This window comes from Rubrobacter sp. M3-4 (assembly GCF_059772285.1).
The window spans coordinates 85,289-107,545 of the sequence record NZ_JCBAJP010000001.1 but is presented as its reverse complement, the minus strand read 5'-3'; the positions used below and the strand labels follow the sequence as shown (position 1 = coordinate 107,545).

At 68.2% G+C, this 22,257-nt stretch carries 12 protein-coding genes; 11 read left to right on the top strand and 1 reads right to left on the bottom strand.

Annotation, left to right across the window (positions count from 1 at the left end; genetic code table 11):
- Positions 1 to 2,691 carry a bifunctional YncE family protein/alkaline phosphatase family protein gene (locus AC6EKW_RS00485; protein ID WP_498513371.1) on the bottom strand — a complete coding sequence of 897 codons (2,691 nt, stop codon included), beginning with the start codon at positions 2,689 to 2,691 and terminating at the stop codon, positions 1 to 3.
- Positions 2,692 to 3,083: 392 nt separating this feature from the next.
- Between AC6EKW_RS00485 and AC6EKW_RS00480 the strand changes: the two genes are divergently transcribed.
- The 11 genes from AC6EKW_RS00480 to AC6EKW_RS00430 all read left to right on the top strand — a co-directional run bounded on the left by AC6EKW_RS00480 (position 3,084) and on the right by AC6EKW_RS00430 (position 22,256).
- A complete protein-coding gene (locus AC6EKW_RS00480; RefSeq protein ID WP_498513370.1) occupies positions 3,084 to 5,012 on the top strand; it encodes an alpha-1,4-glucan--maltose-1-phosphate maltosyltransferase in 1,929 nt (642 codons plus the stop codon).
- A gap of 1 nt (position 5,013) precedes the next feature.
- Positions 5,014 to 8,322, top strand: a complete 3,309-nt coding sequence (gene treS, locus AC6EKW_RS00475) for a maltose alpha-D-glucosyltransferase (protein ID WP_498513369.1) — start codon at positions 5,014 to 5,016, stop codon at positions 8,320 to 8,322.
- Entirely contained in the window at positions 8,319 to 10,499 is a 2,181-nt protein-coding gene (glgB, locus tag AC6EKW_RS00470; protein WP_498513368.1) for a 1,4-alpha-glucan branching protein GlgB, read from the top strand. The genes treS and glgB overlap by 4 nt, the downstream gene beginning before the upstream one ends.
- Before the next feature lie 23 nt (positions 10,500 to 10,522).
- Positions 10,523 to 12,667, top strand: a complete 2,145-nt coding sequence (gene glgX / locus AC6EKW_RS00465; protein ID WP_498513367.1) for a glycogen debranching protein GlgX — start codon at positions 10,523 to 10,525, stop codon at positions 12,665 to 12,667.
- The gene (gene treZ / locus AC6EKW_RS00460; RefSeq protein ID WP_498513366.1) at positions 12,664 to 14,478 is read left to right on the top strand and encodes a malto-oligosyltrehalose trehalohydrolase; all 1,815 of its coding nucleotides are present in this window, start codon (positions 12,664 to 12,666) and stop codon (positions 14,476 to 14,478) included. Before glgX ends, treZ begins: the two co-directional genes overlap by 4 nt.
- Positions 14,475 to 17,294, top strand: coding sequence for a malto-oligosyltrehalose synthase (gene treY / locus AC6EKW_RS00455; RefSeq protein WP_498513365.1), 2,820 nt, complete (start codon positions 14,475 to 14,477; stop codon positions 17,292 to 17,294). Before treZ ends, treY begins: the two co-directional genes overlap by 4 nt.
- Before the next feature lie 75 nt (positions 17,295 to 17,369).
- On the top strand, positions 17,370 to 17,708 hold the full coding sequence (locus AC6EKW_RS00450; protein ID WP_273888110.1) for a hydrogenase maturation nickel metallochaperone HypA/HybF: 339 nt from the start codon (positions 17,370 to 17,372) through the stop codon (positions 17,706 to 17,708).
- Between the two features lie 3 nt (positions 17,709 to 17,711).
- Entirely contained in the window at positions 17,712 to 18,416 is a 705-nt protein-coding gene (gene hypB, locus AC6EKW_RS00445) for a hydrogenase nickel incorporation protein HypB (RefSeq protein ID WP_273888109.1), read from the top strand.
- Between the two features lie 157 nt (positions 18,417 to 18,573).
- Positions 18,574 to 19,560: an NADH-quinone oxidoreductase subunit B family protein gene (locus AC6EKW_RS00440; protein ID WP_420542054.1), complete on the top strand. Its 987-nt coding sequence runs from the start codon at positions 18,574 to 18,576 to the stop codon at positions 19,558 to 19,560.
- A gap of 20 nt (positions 19,561 to 19,580) precedes the next feature.
- Positions 19,581 to 21,383 carry a nickel-dependent hydrogenase large subunit gene (locus AC6EKW_RS00435; RefSeq protein WP_498513364.1) on the top strand — a complete coding sequence of 601 codons (1,803 nt, stop codon included), beginning with the start codon at positions 19,581 to 19,583 and terminating at the stop codon, positions 21,381 to 21,383.
- Positions 21,384 to 21,386: 3 nt separating this feature from the next.
- Entirely contained in the window at positions 21,387 to 22,256 is an 870-nt protein-coding gene (locus tag AC6EKW_RS00430) for a NifU family protein (RefSeq protein WP_498513363.1), read from the top strand.
- Position 22,257: the final 1 nt, after the last annotated feature.

Genomic DNA, 22,257 nt, shown 5'->3' with positions numbered 1-22,257 from the left:
CTACTTTCTCTCTGCTGGTTCCGATCCCATGATCTTCTCGTGCAGCGGGGCCGGCATCCTGGAGTCGCGGCCCTTTATGGATTTCCAGATCGCCCGGTTGAGCCCTATCTCCGGGGTGGCGTCCTCCCGGGTGAAGTCCATCCTGGAGGAGGCCTTCGCCATCGGGGCGTTCTTCGGGTTCGTCGGTGCTCCTGGGTCGCCGAAGGGGGTGACCTCGGGTTGCTTCGCCTCGTAAGGGCGGAAGTTGGGGTGGCTGGTGAACGACCTCCACATCCTCGTCGCCCGCGAGTCGGTGATGCTCATCGGAGAGAGCCCGAGCAGGTCCTCGATCGTCGCGATCATCGAGGAGGTGTCGTAGTGGGTGGAGTCCACCTTCCCGGTCTGGGTGTAGGGGCTTATCGCGAGCGCCACGGTGCGGTGGGCGTCGACGTGGTCGGGGCCGTCCTGGGCGTCGTCCTCGACGACGAAGATGACCGTGCTCTTCCAGTAGCGGCTGTGGGAGACGGTCTGCACCAGCCGTCCGAGGGCCAGGTCGTTGTCGGCGACGTAAGACTCGGGGGTGGCGGCTCCGGGGACGGTGCCCATGGTGTGGTCGTTGGGGAGCCGGACTATCTCGAGCGCGGGCAGGTTGCCGTTCCTCTCGTAGCGGTGGAACTCCCGCTCCCACTCGGGCTCTCGCTTGAGGTGGTCGGAGCACTCCAGGTTGAACCCGTCGTAGCGGGTGTCCACGTGATCCCCGAAGCGCCGCTGCAGGTGGGTGACGTCCGAGGTGTTGCCCGCCCCGCCGCAGACGCCGGGGATCTCGGTGTACTCCCCGTAGTCGCGGTAGGAGACCCCGTGGGCGTAGGCGTCGTCCCACAGGTACCCCACCGTCTGGGCCGCCGCCGGGCGCGGGACCGAAGGGTCCGAGGCGAGGGGCTCGCTGTAAAACTGCATCCCGAGGGGTACGTCCTCGAAGTCGTAGGCCCGCTCGCTGCCGCGGGGCCTCGGCGAGTAGCTCACCGGCCAGGTCTTGTCCACGTAGTCTGTGGCGCCCGCCTGGGTGGACCAGTTGTGCCCGTCGGCGGAGACCTCGGCGTCGGCGTAGAAGTTGTCGAGCGTCACGAAGCGCCGGGCGAGCGCCCGGTGGTTCGGGGCGGAGTCATCGCCGAAGAGGTCGAGCTTCGGGTCGCCGTTGCCCTTGCCCAAAGAGCCGAAGACCTGATCGTAGGTGCGGTTCTCCTTGATGACGTAGATGACGTGCTTGATGTTCCTGCGCAGCACCGGCGGCTCCGACCTCCTGCGGGCGCGGACCTGGTTGTTGCTTTTGACCTCGTTGGTCAGGGCGCGCAGTCGGCCCTGGTTCCGCGGCACCGCGACGACCTGGACGGAGCCTTTGATCATGGTCCCGGAGTACTGGGTGTCCGGCGCTCCGTCGTGACCGCCGGGCGGGTCGCGGTCGGGGTCGAGCGGCGGGCAGCTCTCGCGGATCGTGGTGAGCGGCCCGCAGCGGTTGGCCCCGGCCCCAGAGTCCTGGGTGTTGGTGATTACGAGCTTCCTGCCGTCCGGGGTTATCTGCACGTCGGACGGGTACCAGGAGGTGGGGATGAACCCCTCTACCCGCCGGCTGTCCAGGTTCACCACCGCGACCGCGTTCTCTCCGGCCTCGGCGACGTAGAGCGTCCCGCCGTCGGGGCTCACCGCGAGGCCGTCCGGGATCGCCCCCTTCGGCCCGTTCGGGACGAGCGCGACGTCTATGTTCTCGACCAGCCTGTTCGTGCGGGTGTCTATCACGGAGACGGTGTCGCTGTTGGCGTTGGCGGTGTAGACCTCGTCGCGCCTGGGGTTGGCGGCGATGGCGCTCGGGTGGTCGGCCGCGAGCGGCTGGTCGTGCGGCGAGAGGACGATGTCCTTCACCTTCTTCTGCGTCGCGGTGTCTATGACCGAGACCGTCCGCCCCATCCAGTTGGTCACGTAGGCGTGCCTGCCGGTGCGGTCGAACGTAACATCCAGCGGCTCCAGCGCCTGTCCCAGGTCTATCGTCCCGGTCACCTCGTCCGTCTTGGGGTCGATGACCGTGACCTGGTGTCCGGGCGGGTTCCCGGCGCCGGAGGTCGGGGCGGAGAGGTTGTTGGCGACGTAGATCCTGTCGCCGAGCGGCGTGTGGCCGTAGGCGAGCCCCGCCGGGAAGTAGGGGGTTTGGATCTGACCGGTCTCCCGGAGCCTGTCGCCGTGGACGCTGTAGACGTGCACCACGTTCTGCCCACCGCCCGAGGCCCACGCCTTCGTGCCGTCGGGCGAGTAGACGACCCCGTAGAAGACCGCAGGACCCCCGTCCTCGAGCGCGTCGTAGCGGACGAAGTCCGTTCTCCTGTGAGAATTGAGATCGAACAGGTCCGTCGAGTCGATGCGGGCCGCCCCGCTGCTCACCGCGAGCAGGTGCCCCCCGTCCGGCGAGAGCGCCGAGCCCATCGGCCCCTGGAACCCGACCGCCTGTTTGGGGACGCTGAACTCGGTGCCCGCGGGCTGTATCCGCCAGCCGGCCGGGGTCAGTGGGATGTCTTTTCTGACCTCCCTGATCCTCTGCCGGTGTTTGACCCCGGCGTGGTGGGCGGGCGTGCCGCCTCTACCAGAGGTGATCGTGAGCCCAGCGAAAAAACAGACCAGGCTGAGCAGAACGAGCGGAAGGGCAAAACGCGAGAGTACCTTCATTCTTTCCCCCTACCTTCCTTTCTGACGCCGTCTCCAGCGCCGCCGCCCGGATGTAATTGTCGTAACAGGGGGTGACCCCTGTCAACACGGGCCGATGCCGGACCCTGCCACATCCGCGCTCCACTCTAGCGGAGACCGCAAGTAGGCTGGTTAAAGCCGGGTGAAAGGAACGCGAAACGTCGGTAAACCCTCTCTGGCGAGGTGGCGGGCGGAGACGGAAGATCCGAGGGCCCGAAGATGGAGGCGGGCATGGTACGCCCGCGGAGACGATGCGGTTCGAGCGCGGGCTTTCGGCCGGGCCGCCGGAGCGCCGCGTTTGAATGAGGGGTAAATACTAGTATCCTAGGCTCCTACGTGTACTCTTGTAGTGAACGGCGGGAGGAGCCAGGAAAGTGCGGGACGCCTATCCCACGGTCGTCATAGAGGACGTCTACCCGGAGCTCGATTGCGGGCGGCATCCGGTCAAGAGGGAGGTCGGTGACCGGCTGGAGGTCTGGGCCGACATCTTCAAGGAGGGGCACGACCGGGTCTCGGCGGTCCTGCGCTACCGCAGGAAGGGCGAGCGGCGCTGGTCCGAGGTGCCCATGCGCCACGTGGAGAACGACCGCTGGACGGGGAGCTTCGTGCTCGAGGAGAACGCCCGCTACGAGTACACCGTCTGCGCCTGGCCGGACCACTTCGGCTCCTGGTGCGAGGAGGTCGAGAAGAAGGTCGGTGCCGGGCAGCGGGTCGAGGTCGAGCTCGTCGAGGGGAGGGAGCTCGTGAAGGAGACTGCCTCCCGCACCCGGAGCAGGAAGCTCAAAGAGGTGCTCTCGGCCTTCGATGAGGCGGCCTACGAGGAGAGGCTCCGGCTTTTGCTCTCGCGGGAGGTGCGCGAGCTCATGGCGGCCCACCCGGATCGGTCGGCGGCCACGACCCACCGCACCCTCGAGGTCGTCGTCGACCGCGAGCGGGCGCGCTACGGGGCGTGGTACGAGATGATGCCCCGCTCGCAGGGGACGGTCGAGGGTAAGAGCGCGACGTTCAAAGACTGCGAGCGGCGGCTGCCGGAGATAGCCGGGATGGGCTTCGACGTGGTCTACCTCCTGCCGATACACCCGATAGGCCACACCAACCGCAAGGGCCCGAACAACACGCTGACCGCCGGCCCCGAGGACCCGGGCAGCCCCTACGCCATCGGGAGCGAGGAGGGCGGGCACAAATCCGTCCACCCCGAGCTCGGTACGCTGGAGGATTTCCGCCGCTTCGTCGAGGCGTGCCGGGAGTGGGGGATGGAGGTCGCTTTAGACTTCGCGATACAGTGCTCGCCCGACCACCCCTACGTGAGGGAGCACCCCGAGTGGTTCCGCTGGCGGCCGGACGGCACGATCAAGTACGCCGAGAACCCCCCGAAGAAGTATCAGGACATCGTGAACGTCGACTTCCACAGCGAGAACTGGAAGGAGCTGTGGGAGGAGTGGAAGAGCGTCGTCCTCTTCTGGGTCGAGCAGGGGGTGAAGATCTTCCGGGTCGACAACCCGCACACCAAGCCGTTCGCCTTCTGGGAGTGGCTGATAAAGGAGGTCCAGGAGGAGCACCCGGAGGTGATCTTCCTCTCCGAGGCCTTCACCCGCCCGAAGGTGATGCACGAGCTCGCCAAGCTCGGCTTCAGCCAGTCCTACACCTACTTCACCTGGCGCAACACCCGCGGGGAGCTCACCGAGTACCTCTCCGAGCTCGCCCGGGGGTGGGCAAAGGAGTACATGCGGCCGAACCTCTTCCCGAGCACCCCGGACATCCTGCCGCCGATCCTGCAGGAGGGGGGCAGGCCCGCGTTCATGATGCGCTTCGTGCTCGCCGCGACCCTCTCCCCCTCCTACGGCATCTACAATGGCTTCGAGCTGTGCGAGAACCGGGGCATCCCCGGCCGGGAGGAGTACCTCGACTCCGAGAAGTACGAGTACAAAGTCTGGGACTGGGAGCGGCCCGGCAACATAAAGGAGTACATAGCGAAGGTGAACCGCATCCGGCGCGAGAACCCCGCCCTGCACGAGCTCGAGAACCTCGTCTTCTGCGGCTCGGACAACGACGGCATCATCTTCTACGGCAAGACGCTCGGGGAGAACGCCATCTTCGTCGCGGTCAACCTCGACCCGCACAACCTGCGCGAGGGCAACGTCTACTTCCCGCTCGACCTGCTCGGGATCGCCGACGACGAGTGGTACACCGTCGAGGAGCTCATCTCCGGGGTGGACTACCCGAGCATGGGCTGGGGGCGCTACGTCAGGCTCGACCCGAACGTGAACCCGGCCGAGATCTACCGGGTCAGGAAGGAGGGCTGAGGTGCCGGGCGACCCCCTCTGGTACAAGGACGCGATAATCTACCAGCTCCACGTCAAGGCGTTCTTCGACTCGGACAACGACGGGATGGGCGACTTCCGGGGCCTGACCCAGCGGCTGGAGTACATCCGGGAGCTCGGGGCCACGGCGATCTGGGTGATGCCCTTCTACCCCTCCCCGATGCGCGACGACGGCTACGACATCTCCGAGTACAAGAACGTCCACCCCGACTACGGCACCCGGCGCGACTTCCGGGCGTTCGTAAGGAAGGCGCACGCTCTGGGCCTCAAGGTCATAACCGAGCTCGTCATAAACCACACCTCCGATCAGCACCCCTGGTTCCAGCGGGCGAGGAGGGCCCCGAAGGGCTCGGCGCTGCGCAACTACTACGTCTGGAGCGACACCGACCAGAAGTACAAGGACGCCCGCATCATCTTCACCGACACCGAGAAGTCCAACTGGACCTGGGACGAGGTCGCCGGGCAGTACTACTGGCACCGCTTCTTCTCCCACCAGCCCGACCTCAACCACGACAACCCCCGCGTCTTCCGCTCGATGATGAGCGTGATGCGCTTCTGGCTGGACATCGGGGTGGACGGGCTCAGGCTGGACGCCATCCCCTACCTCATCGAGCGGGAGGGGACCGACTGCGAGAACCTCCCCGAGACGCACCAGATCATAAAGCGGATGCGCGCCGAGATGGACGCCAGCTACGAGGACCGCTTCTTCCTCGCCGAGGCCAACCAGTGGCCCGAGGACGTGATGGACTACTTCGGCGACGGCGACGAGTGCCACATGGCCTTCCACTTCCCGCTCATGCCCCGCATCTACATGGCCGTGGCGCAGGAGAACCGCCACCCGATCGTCGAGATCATGCAGCAGACCCCGGAGATCCCGGAGAACTGCCAGTGGGCGATCTTCCTCAGAAACCACGACGAGCTGACCCTGGAGATGGTCACCGACCGCGAGCGGGACTACATGTACCGCACCTACGCCACGGACCCCCGCATGAGGGTGAACCTCGGCATCCGCCGCCGCCTGGCCCCCCTGATGGAGAACGACCGGCCCAAGATAGAGCTTCTGAACAGCCTGCTGATGAGCATGCCGGGGACGCCCATCATCTACTACGGGGACGAGATCGGGATGGGCGACAACGTCTTCCTCGGCGACCGCAACTCGGTGAGGACCCCGATGCAGTGGTCCCCCGACCGCAACGCGGGCTTCTCCCGCGCCGATCCCGCCCGGCTCTACCTTCCCCCCATCATGGATCCGGTCTACGGCTACGAGTCGGTCAACGTCGAGGCCCAGAGTCGCAGCCCGGGCTCGCTGCTGAACTGGATGAAGCGTCTGATCGCGGTGCGCAAGGCCCACAGGGCCTTCGGGCGCGGAACGCTCGAGTTCCTGCACCCGGGCAACCGCAAGATCCTCGCCTACCTGCGCGAGTACGAGGACGAGACGATCCTCTGCGTGGCGAACCTCTCCCGCTCGGCTCAGCCGGTCGAGCTCGACCTCTCGCGCTTCTCCGGACGGGTCCCGGTGGAGCTGATCGGGGGCTCCAGCTTCCCCCCGGTCGGTAACCTCCCGTACTTCCTCACCCTCCCGGGCTACAGCTTCTACTGGTTCTCGCTCAGCAGGGAGGCCGAGCCGCCGCGCTGGCACGAGGAGTTCTCCCGGATGTCCGAGCTGCCGGTCCTGGTGCTGCGCGCCGACCGCATCCCGGCATACAGGATGCGCCACGCCCCACTGAGGCTCTCCGAGCGGCACCTGCGACAGCTCTCCGAGGTGCTGCCGGAGTTCCTCGACCGCCGGAGGTGGTTCGCCGCGAAGGGCGGCGGCATCGGACGCGTGGAGGTCGTCGACCGGGTAGAGCCGGAGCCGGGGATGCTGCTCGCCACGGTGCGGGTCCACCCGGCGCAGGACGGGTCCTCCGCCCAGCTCTACTTCCTGCCGCTCTCCGTCGGCTGGGAGGACGGCGAGGATCTCTCGCCGCTCGAGATGCACACCGTCGCCCGCCTCAGGCGCCGCAACATGGTCGGCATCCTCTACGACGCGTTCGCCGACGAGGAGTTCTGCCGCAGGATGGTCGGCTGGATGCGCGAAGGCCGGACGGTGGAGCTCGATGACGGCGGGAGGCTACGCCTCTACGGCACCCCGGCGCTGGAGGGGCTTCTGGAGGGGGCCGAGGAGCCGCTCGACGTCCGGCGGGCCGGGGTGGAGCAGTCGAACACCTCGGTGATCCTCTCCGAGAGGATCATACTCAAGGGCTACCGCCGCCTGCAGGAGGGGATGAACCCGGAGGTCGAGATAGGGCGCTTCCTGACCGAGGAAGCCCGCTTCGAGAACACCCCGCCGCTCGCCGGGGTGGCGGAGCTCGAGCGTGAGGACGGCGGGAGGACCACCCTCGCCGTGCTGCAGGGCTTCGTCCCGAGCGACGGCGACGGCTGGTCCTACACCCTGAGCCACCTGGAGCGTCGCCTGGAGGAGCATCTGCTCTCCGCCGCCTGGAGCCCGGAGGACGAGGTGGCGGAGGAGGCCACCGAGTCCGAAGCCGAGGACGAGTACTTCCGGCGGCTCATGCGCACGCTCGGGGTGCGCACCGGCGAGATGCACGCAGCGTTCGCCATCCCGACCGGGGACGAAGCGTTCCGTCCGGAGGTCGCGTCCCCGGAGGAGGTGGCCGGGTGGGTCGAGGGCGTGCTCGACGACCTCAGGCTCACGCTCACCCTGCTCGAGCGGCGCCGCGACGGCCTGCCGGAGAGGGTGCGTCCGGCCGCCGGGCGCCTCCTGGACGCCGAGGCGGAGCTCTTCGAACTGCTCGAGGCTCCCTCCGGATACGACTTCGAGGTCGTCAAGACCCGCCACCACGGCGACTACCACCTGGGGCAGGTGCTCGTCGTCGGCGACGACTTCCAGATCATAGACTTCGAGGGCGAGCCCACCCGCCCGGTGGCCGAGCGTCGTGAGAAGCGCTGCCCCCTGCGCGACGTCGCCGGGATGCTGCGCTCCTTCGACTACGCCGCACGCTCGGCGCTCGCGGGCGTCGAGGAGGAGAGGTACGGGGAGGCGGAGGAGTGGATCGAAGGCTGGGAGCGGCGCACCCGCGAGGCGTTCATGGAGGGGTACGCCGCGGGGGCCGCCGGCTGCGTCTCCTACCCGGAGGAACCGGAGCGCCTGCGGGCGCTGGTGGACCTGTTCACCGTCGAGAAGGCGCTCTACGAGATCCGCTACGAGCTTGAGAACCGCCCGGAGTGGGTAGGCATACCGATCGAAGGCATACTCGATCTTGTGCGCGAGAGAACGGAGGCCGGGTGATCCGGGAAGACGAGATACGTGCTGTGGTGAGCGGGGATCACGCCGATCCCTTCTCGATACTGGGTCTGCACGAGGAGGGAGGCTCGCTGGTGGTGCGGGCCTTCCTGCCGGGGGCGGTCTCGGCGGAGGCCGTATCTCCTGGCGGGGGCGCGCTCGGCGGCCTCCGTCGGCTGCACCCCGAGGGCTTCTTCGCCGGGCGGGTGCCGGAGGAGGCCAGATCGGGCTACCGGCTGCGCGTCACCTACGGGGAAGGGGAGAGCGTGGTGCAGGAGGACCCCTACCGCTTCCCGCGCCTCATAGGGGACTACGACCTCTACCTCTTCGGCGAGGGGACCAACCGGCGCATCTACGAGAAGCTCGGCGCGCACCCGACGACCCTCGAGGGCGTGGAGGGGACGGCGTTCGCCGTGTGGGCCCCGAACGCCCGGCGCGTCTCGGTCGTCGGGGGGTTCAACGGCTGGGACGGTCGGCGGCACGTGATGCGCAAACACCCGGCGGCGGGGGTCTGGGAGATCTTCGTCCCCGGCGTCGGCGAGGGAGCGCTCTACAAGTACGAGATAAAGGGGCCCGACGGGAACCTGCTCCCGCTGAAGGCCGACCCCTACGGCTTCGCCGCCGAGGTCCCTCCTGCGACGGCCTCGATCGTCCACGACCTCACCCGCTACGAGTGGGGCGACGGGGAGTGGATGGAGGGCAGAGAGAAGAGGAACGCCCTCGACGCCCCGATCTCGATCTACGAGGTCCACATCGGCTCCTGGCGGCGGAACGAGGAGGGCTACTCGCTCTCCTACCGCGAGCTCGCCGACGAGCTCGTCTCCTACGTGAGCGAGCTGGGCTACACCCACGTCGAGTTTCTGCCCGTCGCCGAGCACCCCTTCTACGGCTCCTGGGGCTACCAGCCGCTCGGGATGTTCTGCCCGAGCGGCCGCTACGGCTCCCCGGACGACTTCCGCCACCTGGTCGACCGGCTGCACCAGGCCGGGATAGGCGTCATCGTCGACTGGGTCCCGGCCCACTTCCCCGAGGACGCCCACGGCCTCTCCCGCTTCGACGGCACCCACCTCTACGAGCACGCCGACCCCCGGCGTGGGCGTCACCCCGACTGGGGCACCCTCGTCTACAACTACGGCCGGAACGAGGTCCGCAACTTCCTCATCGCCAACGCCCTCTTCTGGCTCGCCGAGTACCACATAGACGCCCTCCGGGTGGACGCGGTCGCCTCGATGCTCTACCTGGACTACTCCAGGGGGCCCGGCGAGTGGGTCCCCAACCGCTACGGCGGCAACGAGGACCTCGAAGCCATAGACTTCCTCAAGAAGATGAACGAGGCCGTCTACGAGGAGCACCCCGGGGCGGTCACGATAGCCGAGGAGTCGACCGCCTGGCCGATGGTCAGCCGCCCGACCTACATGGGGGGCTTGGGGTTCGGCTACAAGTGGAACATGGGCTGGATGCACGACACTCTAGGCTACATCTCCGAGGATCCCATCCACCGCTCCTACCACCACGACGAGCTGACCTTCTCGCTCGTCTACGCCTTCAACGAGAACTTCATCCTGCCGCTCTCCCACGACGAGGTGGTCTACGGGAAGGGTTCGATCGCCTCGAAGATGCCCGGGGACGACTGGCAGAAGCTCGCCAACGTCAGGCTCCTCTACGCCTACATGTACGCCCACCCCGGAAAACAGCTTCTCTTCATGGGCGGTGAGCTCGCCCAGTGGTCGGAGTGGAACCACGACGCCCAGCTCGAGTGGCACCTGCTCGAGAACCCGGCCCACCGCGGGGTGTACGAGCTCGTGCGCGATCTCAACGCCCTCTACCGCGCCACCCCGGCCCTGCACGAGGTGGACTTCGAGCCCGCCGGGTTCGAGTGGGTCGAGGGCGGGGACCGCCAGAACAGCGTGGTATCCTTCCTGCGCCGGGCGCGCGACCCCGGAGACTTCGTCTTCGTGGTCTGCAACTTCACCCCGGTCGTGAGGCACGGCTACCGGCTCGGGGTCCCGCGCGGGGGGCGCTACGCCGAGATACTCAACACCGACGCCCCGAAGTACGGCGGGAGCGGCGTCGGAAACGGCGAGGTGGTGGAGGCCTCCGCGGTGCCCTCTCACGGCCGCGAGCACTCGCTGGAGCTTACCCTCCCGCCGCTCGGGGCGATCGTGCTCAGACCCGCCCGTTGAGATAGAAAGGTGCGAGAGAGGCTTTGAGAAGACGCTACAGCACGAGGAGGGGCGACGTCTCTCCCGGCGTACCCTATCCGCTGGGGGCGAGATGGGACGGGGCCGGGGTCAACTTCGCGCTCTTCTCCGAGCACGCCGAGCGGGTCGAGCTGTGCCTGTTCCGCCCGGACCGCCGGCGTGAGACCGAACGCATCGAGATGCCCGAGCGCACCGACGGGGTCTGGCACTGCCACCTCTCCGACGTCCGTCCCGGTCAGCTCTACGGCTACAGGGTCTACGGTCCCTACGACCCCTCCCGCGGGCACCGCTTCAACCCCAAGAAGCTCCTCCTCGACCCCTACGCCTTCGACATCGCGGGGCCGCTCGACTGGCGCTACCCCCACTTCGGCTACCGCCACGGGGACGACCTCGTCCCAGACGGCCGGGACAACGCCGCGGGGGCGCTCAAAGCGAAGGTCGTCGAGAGGGCCTTCACCTGGGGGGACGACCGGCCGCCGCGCACCCCGCTGGACGAGACCGTAATCTACGAGCTGCACGTCAAGGGCTTCACCCGGCGGCACCCGAAGGTGCCCGAGGCCCTGCGTGGGACCTACGCCGGGCTCGCCTCCGACGCTGCGATAGACCACCTGAAGAGGCTCGGGGTCACCGCGGTCGAGCTCTTGCCGGTGCACGCCTTCGTGCAGGACCGGCACCTGGTCGAGCGGGGGCTCGCCAACTACTGGGGATACAACACGATAGGCTTCTTCGCGCCGGAGAGGCGGTATGCTGCCACCTCCGATCCGGTGGGCGAGTTCAAGACGATGGTCAAGCGGCTGCACGCGGCGGGGCTCGAGGTGATCCTGGACGTCGTCTACAACCACACCGCCGAGGGTAACCACCTGGGGCCGACGCTCTCCTTCCGCGGGATAGACAACGCGAGCTACTACCGGCTCTCCCCGGAGGACCCCCGCTACTACATGGACTACACCGGGACCGGCAACACTTTGGACACCACCCACCCGCGCGTGCTGCAGCTCATCATGGATTCTTTGCGCTACTGGGTGGAGGAGATGCACGTCGACGGTTTCCGCTTCGACCTCGCCACCACTTTGGGGCGCGAGAGCGACGCCTTCGACCCCGCAGGTGGCTTCTTCGACATCATCCGCCAGGACCCGATCATCTCGCAGGTCAAGCTCATCGCCGAGCCCTGGGACGTCGGCGAGGGCGGCTACCGGGTGGGGGGTTTCCCACCGCCGTTCTCGGAGTGGAACGGCAAGTACCGCGACGTGGTCCGCGCCTACTGGAAGGGCGAGGGCGGGCTCGTCGGGGAGCTCGCCTCGCGGCTCACCGGCTCCAGCGACCTGTATCAGTCCGCCGGGCGCCGGCCGCAGGCGAGCATCAACTTCGTCACCGCCCACGACGGCTTCACCCTCAACGACCTGGTCTCCTACAACGAGAAGCACAACGAGGCCAACGGAGAGGACAACAACGACGGCGAGAACCACAACCTGAGCTGGAACTGCGGGGTCGAGGGTCCGACCGACGACCCGGAGGTGCTCGCGCTCCGGGCCCGGCAGAAGCGCAACTTCCTGGCGACGCTTTTGCTCTCGCAGGGGGTGCCGATGATCCTCGCCGGGGACGAGATGGGGCGCACCCAGCGGGGCAACAACAACGCCTACTGCCAGGACAACGAGATCTCCTGGCTCGACTGGGACCTCTCCGAAGACGACGAGGATCTCCTGCTCTTCACCCGGGGCCTCATCCGGCTGCGGCGCTCCCACCCGGACTTCCGCCGCCGGCACTTCTTCCAGGGGCGGGCCTCGGAGGGGGTGACGGACGTCGCCTGGATCTCCCCGGACGGCAAGGAGATGACCCAGGAGGAGTGGAACACCTCCTACGCCCGCTCCCTGGGGATGCAGATCTTCGGCTCCTCCCGCGTGGGATACCCGGAGGCGAGCCGTCCGGAGACCGACGACAACTTCCTCCTCCTCTTCAACGCCCACCACGAGGAGCTGCCTTTCGTGATCCCGTCCGATCCCCCGGGCGCCCGCTGGCAACCGCTCGTGGACACCTTCTACCCGGCCTCCCGCGAGCTCTCCGGGGTCTACAAGCCCGGAGACCCCTACCCCCTTAAAGCCCGCTCGATGGCCGTCCTGATCCAGCTGCGCGAGGCCGGGGAGGACTTTTGAGATACCTGCACCGGATGCCCTTCGGAGCCGAGGTCCTGCCCGATGGCAGGACCCGTTTCTCCCTCTGGGCCCCCGCGGCGGAGAACGTCGACCTGGAACTCGAGGGACGCACCCTGCCGATGGAGCGCCCGGCGGAGGGGTTCTTCACCGCGATGGCGGAGGCCGCCCCCGGCTCCCGCTACCGCTACCGGGTGGACGGGGAACGGGTGGTGCCCGACCCCGCCTCCCGCCACCAGCCCGAAGGCGTGCACGGTCCGAGCGAGGTCGTGGACCCTCTCGCCTTCGAATGGGAGGACGACGCCTGGAGGGGACGCCCCTGGGAGGAGGCGGTCGTCTACGAGCTGCACGTCGGCACCTTCTCCCCCGAGGGGACCTTCGCCGGGATCGAGAGGAGATTGGACCACCTGGTAGACCTCGGCGTCACCGCACTCGAGCTGATGCCTCTCTCCAGCTTCCCCGGCGGGCGCAACTGGGGCTACGACGGGGTGCTACCGTTCGCCCCGGCGGGGGTCTACGGCCGCCCCGAAGACCTCAAACGGCTCGTCCAGGCCGCCCACCGGCGCGGCCTGATGGTCCTGCTGGACGTCGTCTACAACCACTTCGGCCCGGAGGGAAACTACCTCCCGCTCTACGCGCCGCAGTTCTTCACCGACCGCCACCGCACGCCCTGGGGGCAGGCGATCAACTTCGACGGCGAGGGCAGCCGCTTCGTGCGCGACTTCTTCATCCACAACGCGCTCTACTGGCTCGAGGAGTGCCGCTTCGACGGGCTGCGTCTCGACGCGGTGCACGCCATATTCGACGACTCGGATGAGCACTTCCTCGTCGAGCTCTCCCGGCGGGTGCGGGAGTCCCCCGGTGCCGACCGCCACGTCCACCTGGTGCTCGAGAACGTGAACAACACCGCCTCGTACCTGCGGCGCTCGGGGCCGGGCTTAAAACCCTACGACGCGCAGTGGAACGACGACATCCACCACGCGCTCCACACCGCGCTCACGGGTGAGAGCGCGGGCTACTACGCGGACTTCGCGGACGCGCCGCTCTCCCACCTGGGGAGGTGCCTGGCCGAGGGGTTCGCCTACCAGGGCGAGCCCTCGCGCCACTCCGGCGGCGAGCGGCGCGGGGAGCCTGCCGCCGACCTCCCCCCGACCTCTTTCGTCGCCTTCGTCCAGAACCACGACCAGGTGGGCAACCGCGCCTTCGGCGAGCGCATCACCGACCTCGCGCCGGAGGAGGCCGTGCGGGCGGCCGCGGCGGTCTCCCTGCTCTCTCCGCAGGTGCCGATGCTCTTCATGGGCGAGGAGTGGGCCGCCTCGAGCTCCTTCCCGTTCTTCTGCGATTTCGGGGAGGAGCTGGCCCCGCTCGTGACCGAGGGCCGCCGCGAGGAGTTCGCCTCCTTCCCCGAATTCTCCGACCCCGCGACGCGCGAGCGCATCCCCGACCCCTCCGACGAGAGCACCTTCCGGATGGCCGTCCTCGACTGGGGGGAACGCGAGGAGGGCATCCACCACCGCCTCCTGGGGCACTACCGCGACCTCCTCGCGCTGCGAAAGCGTGAGATCTCCCCGCGCCTCGGCAACGTCCCCGGCGGGGCGGCGCTCTACCGCACCGTGGGGGAGCGGGGCCTCCGGGTGCAGTGGCCGCTCGGCGACGGCTCGCTCCTCACCCTGCTCGCGAACCTGGGGGATGAGGAGCTCGGGGGCTTCGAGGCCGCCCCGGGACGCCTCCTCTACGCCACGGAGGGTGCCGCCCGGCAAGAGCGCACCCTCCCGCCCTGGTCGGTCGCCTTCTACCTGCGGGAGCCGGAGTGAGGGTCCCGCGCGCCACCTACCGCGTCCAGCTCAACCGCAGCTTCACCTTCTCCGACGCGACGCGCATCGTCCCCTACCTAGCATCCCTCGGCGTGAGCGACCTCTACGCCTCGCCCTACCTCGAGGCCCGCCCCGGGAGCACCCACGGCTACGACATAACCGACCACAACGCGCTCAACCCGGAGATCGGAACCCACGGACATCACGAACGTCTCATCGACGCATTACATAAACACGATATGGGGCATCTGCTGGACATCGTGCCGAACCACATGGGGGTGGGACAGGACAACTGGCGTTGGCTGGACGTGCTGGAGAACGGTCCGGCTTCGCCGTATGCGCACTTCTTCGACATCGACTGGCAGCCGGTCAACCGGGGGGAGCTGCGGGGGAAGGTGCTCCTGCCGGTGCTCGGCGACCACTACGGGAGGGTGCTCGAGCGGGGGGAGCTCGAGGTCGTCTTCGATGCGGGGGAGGGGTCGTTCGCGGTGCGCTACTACGAGCATCGCTTCCCGCTCGACCCGGGGACCTACCCGATGATCTTCGAGGGGATGGAAGAACCCGCCGGGGACGGGCGCACGCTGGAGTTCGAGAGCGTGATCACGGCGTTCTCCAACCTGCCCGGGAGGGAGGAGACCGACCCGGAGAGGATCGCCGAGCGGGTGCGCGACGCCGCGGTGAACAAAGGACGTCTCGCCCGGCTGTGCGAGGAGTCGCTCGAGGTGGCCCGTGCCGTCGAGGGTTGCGTCGAGAGGATCAACGGCGAGCGGGCGAAGCCGGAGAGCTTCGACGCGCTGCACCGGCTGCTCGAGGCGCAGGCCTACCGGCTCGTCTACTGGCGGGTGGCCTCCGACGAGATAAACTACCGCCGCTTCTTCTCGATAAACGACCTCGCCGGGATCCGGGTCGAGGACGGGCGGGTCTTCGACGAGACGCATCGTCTGATCCTGCGTCTCGTCGGCGAGGGGAAGGTGGACGGGCTGCGCATCGACCACATAGACGGGCTCTACGACCCGGCGGGTTACCTGCGCAGGCTGCAGGAGGAGGCCGCCCGCGTGCGCGGGGAAGAGGACGACCTCTACGTGGTCGTCGAGAAGATCCTCGCCCCCCACGAGCACCTGCCGGAGGGCTGGCCCGTCGCCGGGACGACCGGCTACGACTTCCTGAACCAGGTCGAGGGCCTGTTCATCGACCCGGCCGGGGAGAGACCGCTCGGGCGCGTCTACCGGCGCTTCCTCGGCCGGGAGGAGGACTTCGAGGAGCTTCTCGTGGGGTGCAGGCGCATGATCATGCAGAGCTCGCTCGCGAGCGAGCTGAACGTCCTCGCGCGGCGGCTGCTCGCGATCTCGAGCTACGGGAGGCGTTCTTACGACTTCACGATAAACGTCCTGCGCGAGGCCCTCGCCGGGATAGTCGCGCACTTCCCGGTCTACCGCACCTACGTCGACGCCGCCGGGCCATCCGGGGAGGACCGCCGCTACGTGGAGTGGGCCGTCTCGCAGGCGAAGAAGCGGAGCACCGCGGCCGACACCACCGTCTACGACTTCATCCGGGACGTGCTGCTGCTGGAGGTCGAGGGACTGGAGGAGTACCGGAGGATGGTCCTCGGGTTCGTGATGAAGTTCCAGCAGTACACCGGGCCGGTGATGGCCAAGGGGATGGAGGACACCGCGCTCTACCGCTACAACCGCCTCGTCTCGCTCAACGAGGTCGGCGGGGAGCCCGGGCGTTTCGGGGTCTCCGTCTCCGCCTTCCACCACCTGAACACCGGGCGCCGCAGGCGCTGGCCGCACGCGATGCTCGCCACCGCGACCCACGACACCAAGCGCGGCGAGGACGTGCGCGCCCGGGTGAGCGTCCTCTCCGAGATCCCGGACGAATGGCGCGGGCACCTCTTCCGCTGGTCCCGCACCAACCGCTCCCGCCGCCGCGAGGTGGAGGGCAGGCCCGCCCCCGACAGGAACGACGAGTACCTCCTCTACCAGACGCTCCTCGGCACCTGGCCGAACCACGAGATGGACGAAGGAGAGCTGGAGGAGTACGCCGGGCGCATCCGGCGGTACCTGCAGAAGGCGATGCGCGAGGCGCAGGTCCACACCTCCTGGGTAAACGTGAACGAGGAGTACGAGCGCGCGGCGCTCGACTTCGCGTCCGCCCTCCTCGACCCGGAGAACACCCTCTTCCTGGAGGACTTCATCCCCTTCGCCCGCCGCGTCTCCCGGCTCGGCGCGCTGAACGGCCTCTCCCGGACGCTGCTCAAGCTCACCTCCCCCGGCGTCCCGGACGTCTACCAGGGCACCGAGCTCTGGGACCTCTCGCTCGTCGACCCGGACAACCGCCGCCCGGTCGACTACGCCCGGCGCCGGGAGATGCTCGCGCGGCTGCAGGACCTCCCTTCGGGGGAGGTCCACACCCTCCTCTCCGACGGCCGCTGGGAGGAGGGCGCCCCGAAGCTCTACCTCACCTGGCGGGCGCTCGAACTGCGGCGCGAGCGCCCTGCCCTCTTCGAGGGTGGGGAATACATCCCCGTGGAGGCCGAAGGTGAGATGGCCGGCCACCTCGTCGCCTTCGCCCGCACCTGCGCGGGGGACGCCGCGCTTACGATCGCCCCCAGGCTCTGCGCGCACCTCGAGAGGTTCCCGGGCTCCATCCTCCCCGATCCGGGGGAGTGGGACGGGACGAGGCTTCCCCTCCCACCGGAGCTCTCCGGACGTACCTGGAGGGACGTCCTCTCCGGGCGCGTCTTCGAAGGCGGGGCGTTTTCGCTCCGAGAGCTCTTCTCGCCCTTCCCCGCCGCCCTCCTCGTCTCCGAATAGAAACGGTTGTTGCAGAGCCCCACCCGGGTTATAGTGGGTGGAGTGGAGAGCGGAACTTTTCGGGAGAGGAGCCGCTTGCACGAGCTCTCGATAGCCGACGCCATCGTCCAGGTCGCCGGGCGGCAGGCGGAGGGGCGGCGGGTGACGAAGGTGCACGTCAAGGTCGGGCATCTGCGGCAGGTGGTGCCCTCCGCGCTCGCGTTCGGGTTCGGTCTCGTGGCGCAGGGGACGCCGGTCGAGGGGGCGGAGCTCGAGGTGGAGACGGTCCCGGCCGTGGGATGGTGCCGCTCCTGCGGGGCCGAGAGTACCCTGGAAGGGTTCCCGCTGCGGTGCGGGGAGTGCGGGGGGTTGGACCTGGAGATCACCGCCGGGGAGGAACTTCTGGTGGAGTACCTCGAGCTGGAGGAGGCGTAGCGCATGCACCGCACGAAGGTCAGACAGGTCGTCCGGGAGAACGTGCTCGACGCCAACGACGCCCTCGCCCGCGCCAACCGCGAGAGGTTCGATGAGGCCGGGACGTATGTGATCAACGTGATGAGCTCCCCCGGCGCCGGGAAGACCGCGCTGCTGGAGCGCGTGCTGGAGCGGCTGCGCGCCACACTCCGCACCGGCATCCTGGAGGGCGACGTGCAGACCACGCTGGACGCCGAACGGCTCGCCCGCTTCCATGTCCCTATCGTACAGGTCAACACCGACCCCGGCTTCGGCGGCGAGTGCCACCTGGACGCCAACATGGTCCGCTCCGCGCTGCCCGAGCTGCCGCTGGAAGAGATCGACCTCCTCCTCATCGAGAACGTGGGCAACCTGGTCTGCCCGGCCGAGTTCCGGGTCGGCGAGGACGCGCGGGTCATGGTCTTCTCGGTGACCGAGGGGGAAGAGAAGCCGCTCAAGTACCCCCTGATGTTCCGCACCGCGGACCTGGTGCTGGTCAACAAGATCGACCTCCTCGACCACCTGGACTTCGACCTGGAGAAGTTCCTCGGCTACCTGAAGGCCGTCAACCCCACCGCACCCCACATCCTCACCAGCGCCCGCACCGGCGCGGGTGTCGGTGCGTTCTGCTCCTGGCTCGAAGAGCGTCTCCCGCCGCCCGCTCTTGACACTCCAGTTTCGAGCGAATAAGATACCAAAGCGAGACGCATCCGGTGATGCATCAGGCTTTGTGGGGTGAGCTTTCCGGGCGTGTTGGGCGTCCGGGTCGAGGCTGGATGAAGGAGGAGAGCTTGTGAGCGAGAACGGCGGGGTCGAGGAGGTTTACATACTCTGGATCTCGGAGGGGATGAGCTGTGACGGGGACTCGGTCTCCATCACGGCGGCGACGCTTCCGAGCCTCGAGGACGTCGTGCTGGGTAACATCCCCGGGTTGCCGAAGGTACACCTCCACAACAAGGTCCTGCACCACTCCCTGGGCGGAGAGGAGTTTCTCCGGCCCTTCAGGCAGGCGCTCGACGACGAGCTCGGGGCGCCCTTCGTGCTCGTCATAGAGGGTTCCATCCCCAACGAGAACATAAACGGGGAGGGCTACTGGACGTCCTTCGGCAACGACCCGGCCACAGGTGAGCCGCTGACGATCAACTGGTGGATCGACCGGCTCGCCCCGAAAGCGTGGGCGGTTGTCGCGGCCGGAACCTGCGCCGCCTACGGCGGGATCCACGCGATGGCCGGCAACCCCACCGGGTGCATGGGGCTCGCGGACTATCTCGGGTGGGACTTCCGCTCCGCTGGCGGGATACCCATCGTCAACGTTCCGGGCTGTCCGGTGCAGCCGGACAACTTCATGGAGACGGTGACCTGGCTGCTGTATCAGGCGGCGGGGCTCGCGCCGATGATCCCGCTGGACGAGCAGCTGCGGCCCACCTGGCTCTTCGGGAAGACCGTGCACGAGGGGTGTGACAGGGCCGGATACTACGAGCAGGGCGACTTCGCGCTCGACTACAACTCGCCCAAGTGCCAGGTGAAGATAGGGTGCTGGGGGCCGGTCGTCAACTGCAACGTGACCAAGAGGGGATGGATGGACGGGATCGGGGGATGCCCCAACGTGGGCGGCATCTGCATCGGGTGCACGATGCCCGGATTCCCGGACAAGTTCATGCCGTTCATGGACCAGCCGCCCGGCGGGACCGTCTCCTCGAGTTTCACCCAGGCCTACGGCGCCATGATCCGGCGCCTCAGGAGCATCACCAACAGGACGGTGAACAAAGAGCCCAGGTGGCGCCACAACAGGGGAGAGCTCACCACCGGCTACAACCCGCGCTGGCCGCGGTAGAGGAAGGAGGAGGGTAGGAGATGGCCATCCGGGAAGAGGTTCCGCAGCAGGCCAGGAACCTGGTCGAGATGTCGTGGGACCCGATCACGCGGATCGTCGGCAACCTCGGCATCTACACCAAGATAGACTTCGACAACCGCGAGGTGGTCGAGTGCAAGAGCACCTCCTCCATCTTCCGCGGCTACAGCGTCTTCATGAAGGGCAAGGACCCACGCGACTCGCACTTCATCACCAGCCGCATCTGCGGCATCTGCGGCGACAACCACGCCACCTGCTCCTGCTACGCCCAGCAGATGGCCTACGGGGTCAAGCCGCCGCCTCTGGCAGAATGGATCGTCAACCTCGGCGAGGCCGCCGAGTACATGTTCGACCATTGCATCTTCCAGGACAACCTGGTCTTCGTCGACTTCTGCGAGCAGCTCGTACGTGAGACCAACCCCGGCCTGCTGCGGCGGGCCGAGCAGACCGAGGCCCCCCACGCCGACGTCCACGGCTACCGCACGATCGCGGACATCATGCGCGCCTTCAACCCGTTCACCGGAGATCTGTACAAAGAGGCGCTGCAGATGGCCCGCCTGACGCGTGAGATGTTCTGCCTTATGGAGGGGCGTCACGTTCACCCCTCCACGCTCTACCCCGGCGGCGTCGGAACGGTGGCCACCCCGCAGCTCTTCACCGACTACCTGACCCGCCTGATGCGCTTCATGGACTGGGTCAAGAAGATCGTGCCGGCCAACGACGACGTCTTCGACTTCTTCTACGAAGCCCTGCCGGGCTACGAGGAGGTCGGCAGGAGGCGCGTTTTGCTCGGCTGCTGGGGGTCTTTCCAGGACCCGGGCGTCTGCGACTACCGCTACCAGACGATGAACGAGTGGGGCAGGGCGATGTTCGTCACGCCCGGCGTGGTCGTCGATGGCGAGCTCGTCACGACCGCTCTGGTCGACATAAACCTCGGGATACGCATCCTGCTCGGCTCCTCCTACTACGAGGACTGGGAGAACGAGGAGACGTTCGTCGAGCGCGACCCGCTGGGCAACCCGGTCGACCGGCGGCACCCCTGGAACCAGACCACGATCCCCAAGCCCCAGAGGCGCGACCTGGAGAAGGGTCCGTACAGCTGGGTGATGAGCCCCCGCTGGTACGACCGGCGCACCGGGGACCACCTAGCGCTGGACACCGGCGGCGGAGCGCTCGCCAGGCTGTGGGCGACGGCGCTCGCGGGGCTGGTGGACATCCGGTCCTCCTTCGGGGCCGGCGTGCGGGCCACGGGGGAGAGCGTCGAGATCACGCTGCCCAAGACCGCCGCTACGCCCGAGACGCGCTTCGAGTGGAAGATCCCGCGGTGGTCCAACGCCATCGAGCGTGACAGGGCCCGCATCTACTTCATCGCATACTCGGCGGCCGCCGCGGTCTACTTCGTCGAGAAGGCCCTGGGGCTGGTGCACGCCGGGGAGACCAAGGTCTTCGAGGACTTCGAGGTGCCCGAGGAGGGCATCGGGTGCGGCTTCCACGAAGCCGTGCGCGGGGTGCTCTCGCACCACCTGGTGATCCGGGACGGCAAGATCGCCAACTACCACCCCTACCCGCCCACCCCCTGGAACGGGAGCCCCACCGACTCCTACGGCACCCCCGGCCCCTACGAGGACGCGGTGATGGGATCCCCGATCTTCGAGGAGAACGGCCCGGACGACTTCAAGGGGATAGACATCATGCGGGCGGTGCGCTCCTTCGACCCGTGCCTCCCCTGCGGGGTGCACATGTACCTCGGGGCGGGTAAGGTTCTGAAGAAGGTTCACTCCCCCCAGCTCGGCGGGGACGTGTAGGCGATGCTCCTGGGCGAAGAAGAGGTGCGCGAGCGGGTCGGGCGGGTCGAAGCCCTGCTCGCCGAGGTGGAGACGCTCGAAGACCCGCGGGCCCGGGAGAAGACCGCCGAGATGGTCGGGGTGCTGCTCGAGCTCTACGGCGAGGCCCTCGCGCGCATCATGGAGGCGGTGGCCCGGAGCACCGGAAGGGAGGCCCTCTTCGAGGCGTTCACCGCCGACGAGCTCGTCTCGCACCTCCTCATCCTGCACGGGTTGCACCCGCTTGGCATCGAGGAGCGGGTCGAGCGGGCGCTCGAGGAGGTGCGCCCCTACCTGCGCTCCCACGGCGGCGACGTCGAGCTCCTCGGCGTGGAGGACGGTGTGGCGCGCGTCAGGATGGAGGGAAGCTGCGACGGCTGTCCCTCCTCCACCGCCACCCTGAAGCTCGCGATAGAGGAGGCCGTGATGCGGGCCGCACCCGATCTGGAGAGGGTGGAGGCGGAGGGCGCCGCCGGGCCGCGCCCGGCGTTCGTCGCCGGCCCGACGTTGCGCAGGAGAGGGCGCCCGGACGGTGGCGGTCCGCGCTGGACGGAGCTCGGAGAGCTTCCGGTGCCACCCGGAGGGACGCTGGTGCGGGAGGTCGGCGGGGAGCGGGTGCTCTTCGCGGCGCTCGGAGAAGGGCTGTACGCTTACCGCGACCTCTGCCCGGGGTGCGGGGGTCCCCTGGAAGGCGGTACTCTGGAGGGCGGTGAGATCGTCTGCCCCGGCTGCTCCCGCCGCTACGACGCGCGCCGGGCGGGCAGGTGCCGGGGGGAGCAGGAGTTGCATCTCGAGCCGGTGCCGCTCCTCGGGGGCGCGGGCGGGGTGCGGGTCGCGGTCGCGGGGGGTGTGTAGG

What these genes read in the sequence shown, in the direction of transcription:
- AC6EKW_RS00435 (WP_498513364.1), top strand. Translation starts at nt 19,581, where the DNA reads ATGGCCATCCGGGAAGAGGTTCCGCAGCAGGCCAGGAACCTGGTCGAG.
- hypB (WP_273888109.1), top strand. Translation starts at nt 17,712, where the DNA reads ATGCACCGCACGAAGGTCAGACAGGTCGTCCGGGAGAACGTGCTCGAC.
- AC6EKW_RS00485 (WP_498513371.1), bottom strand. Translation starts at nt 2,691, where the DNA reads ATGAAGGTACTCTCGCGTTTTGCCCTTCCGCTCGTTCTGCTCAGCCTG.
- AC6EKW_RS00440 (WP_420542054.1), top strand. Translation starts at nt 18,574, where the DNA reads ATGAGCTGTGACGGGGACTCGGTCTCCATCACGGCGGCGACGCTTCCG.
- AC6EKW_RS00430 (WP_498513363.1), top strand. Translation starts at nt 21,387, where the DNA reads ATGCTCCTGGGCGAAGAAGAGGTGCGCGAGCGGGTCGGGCGGGTCGAA.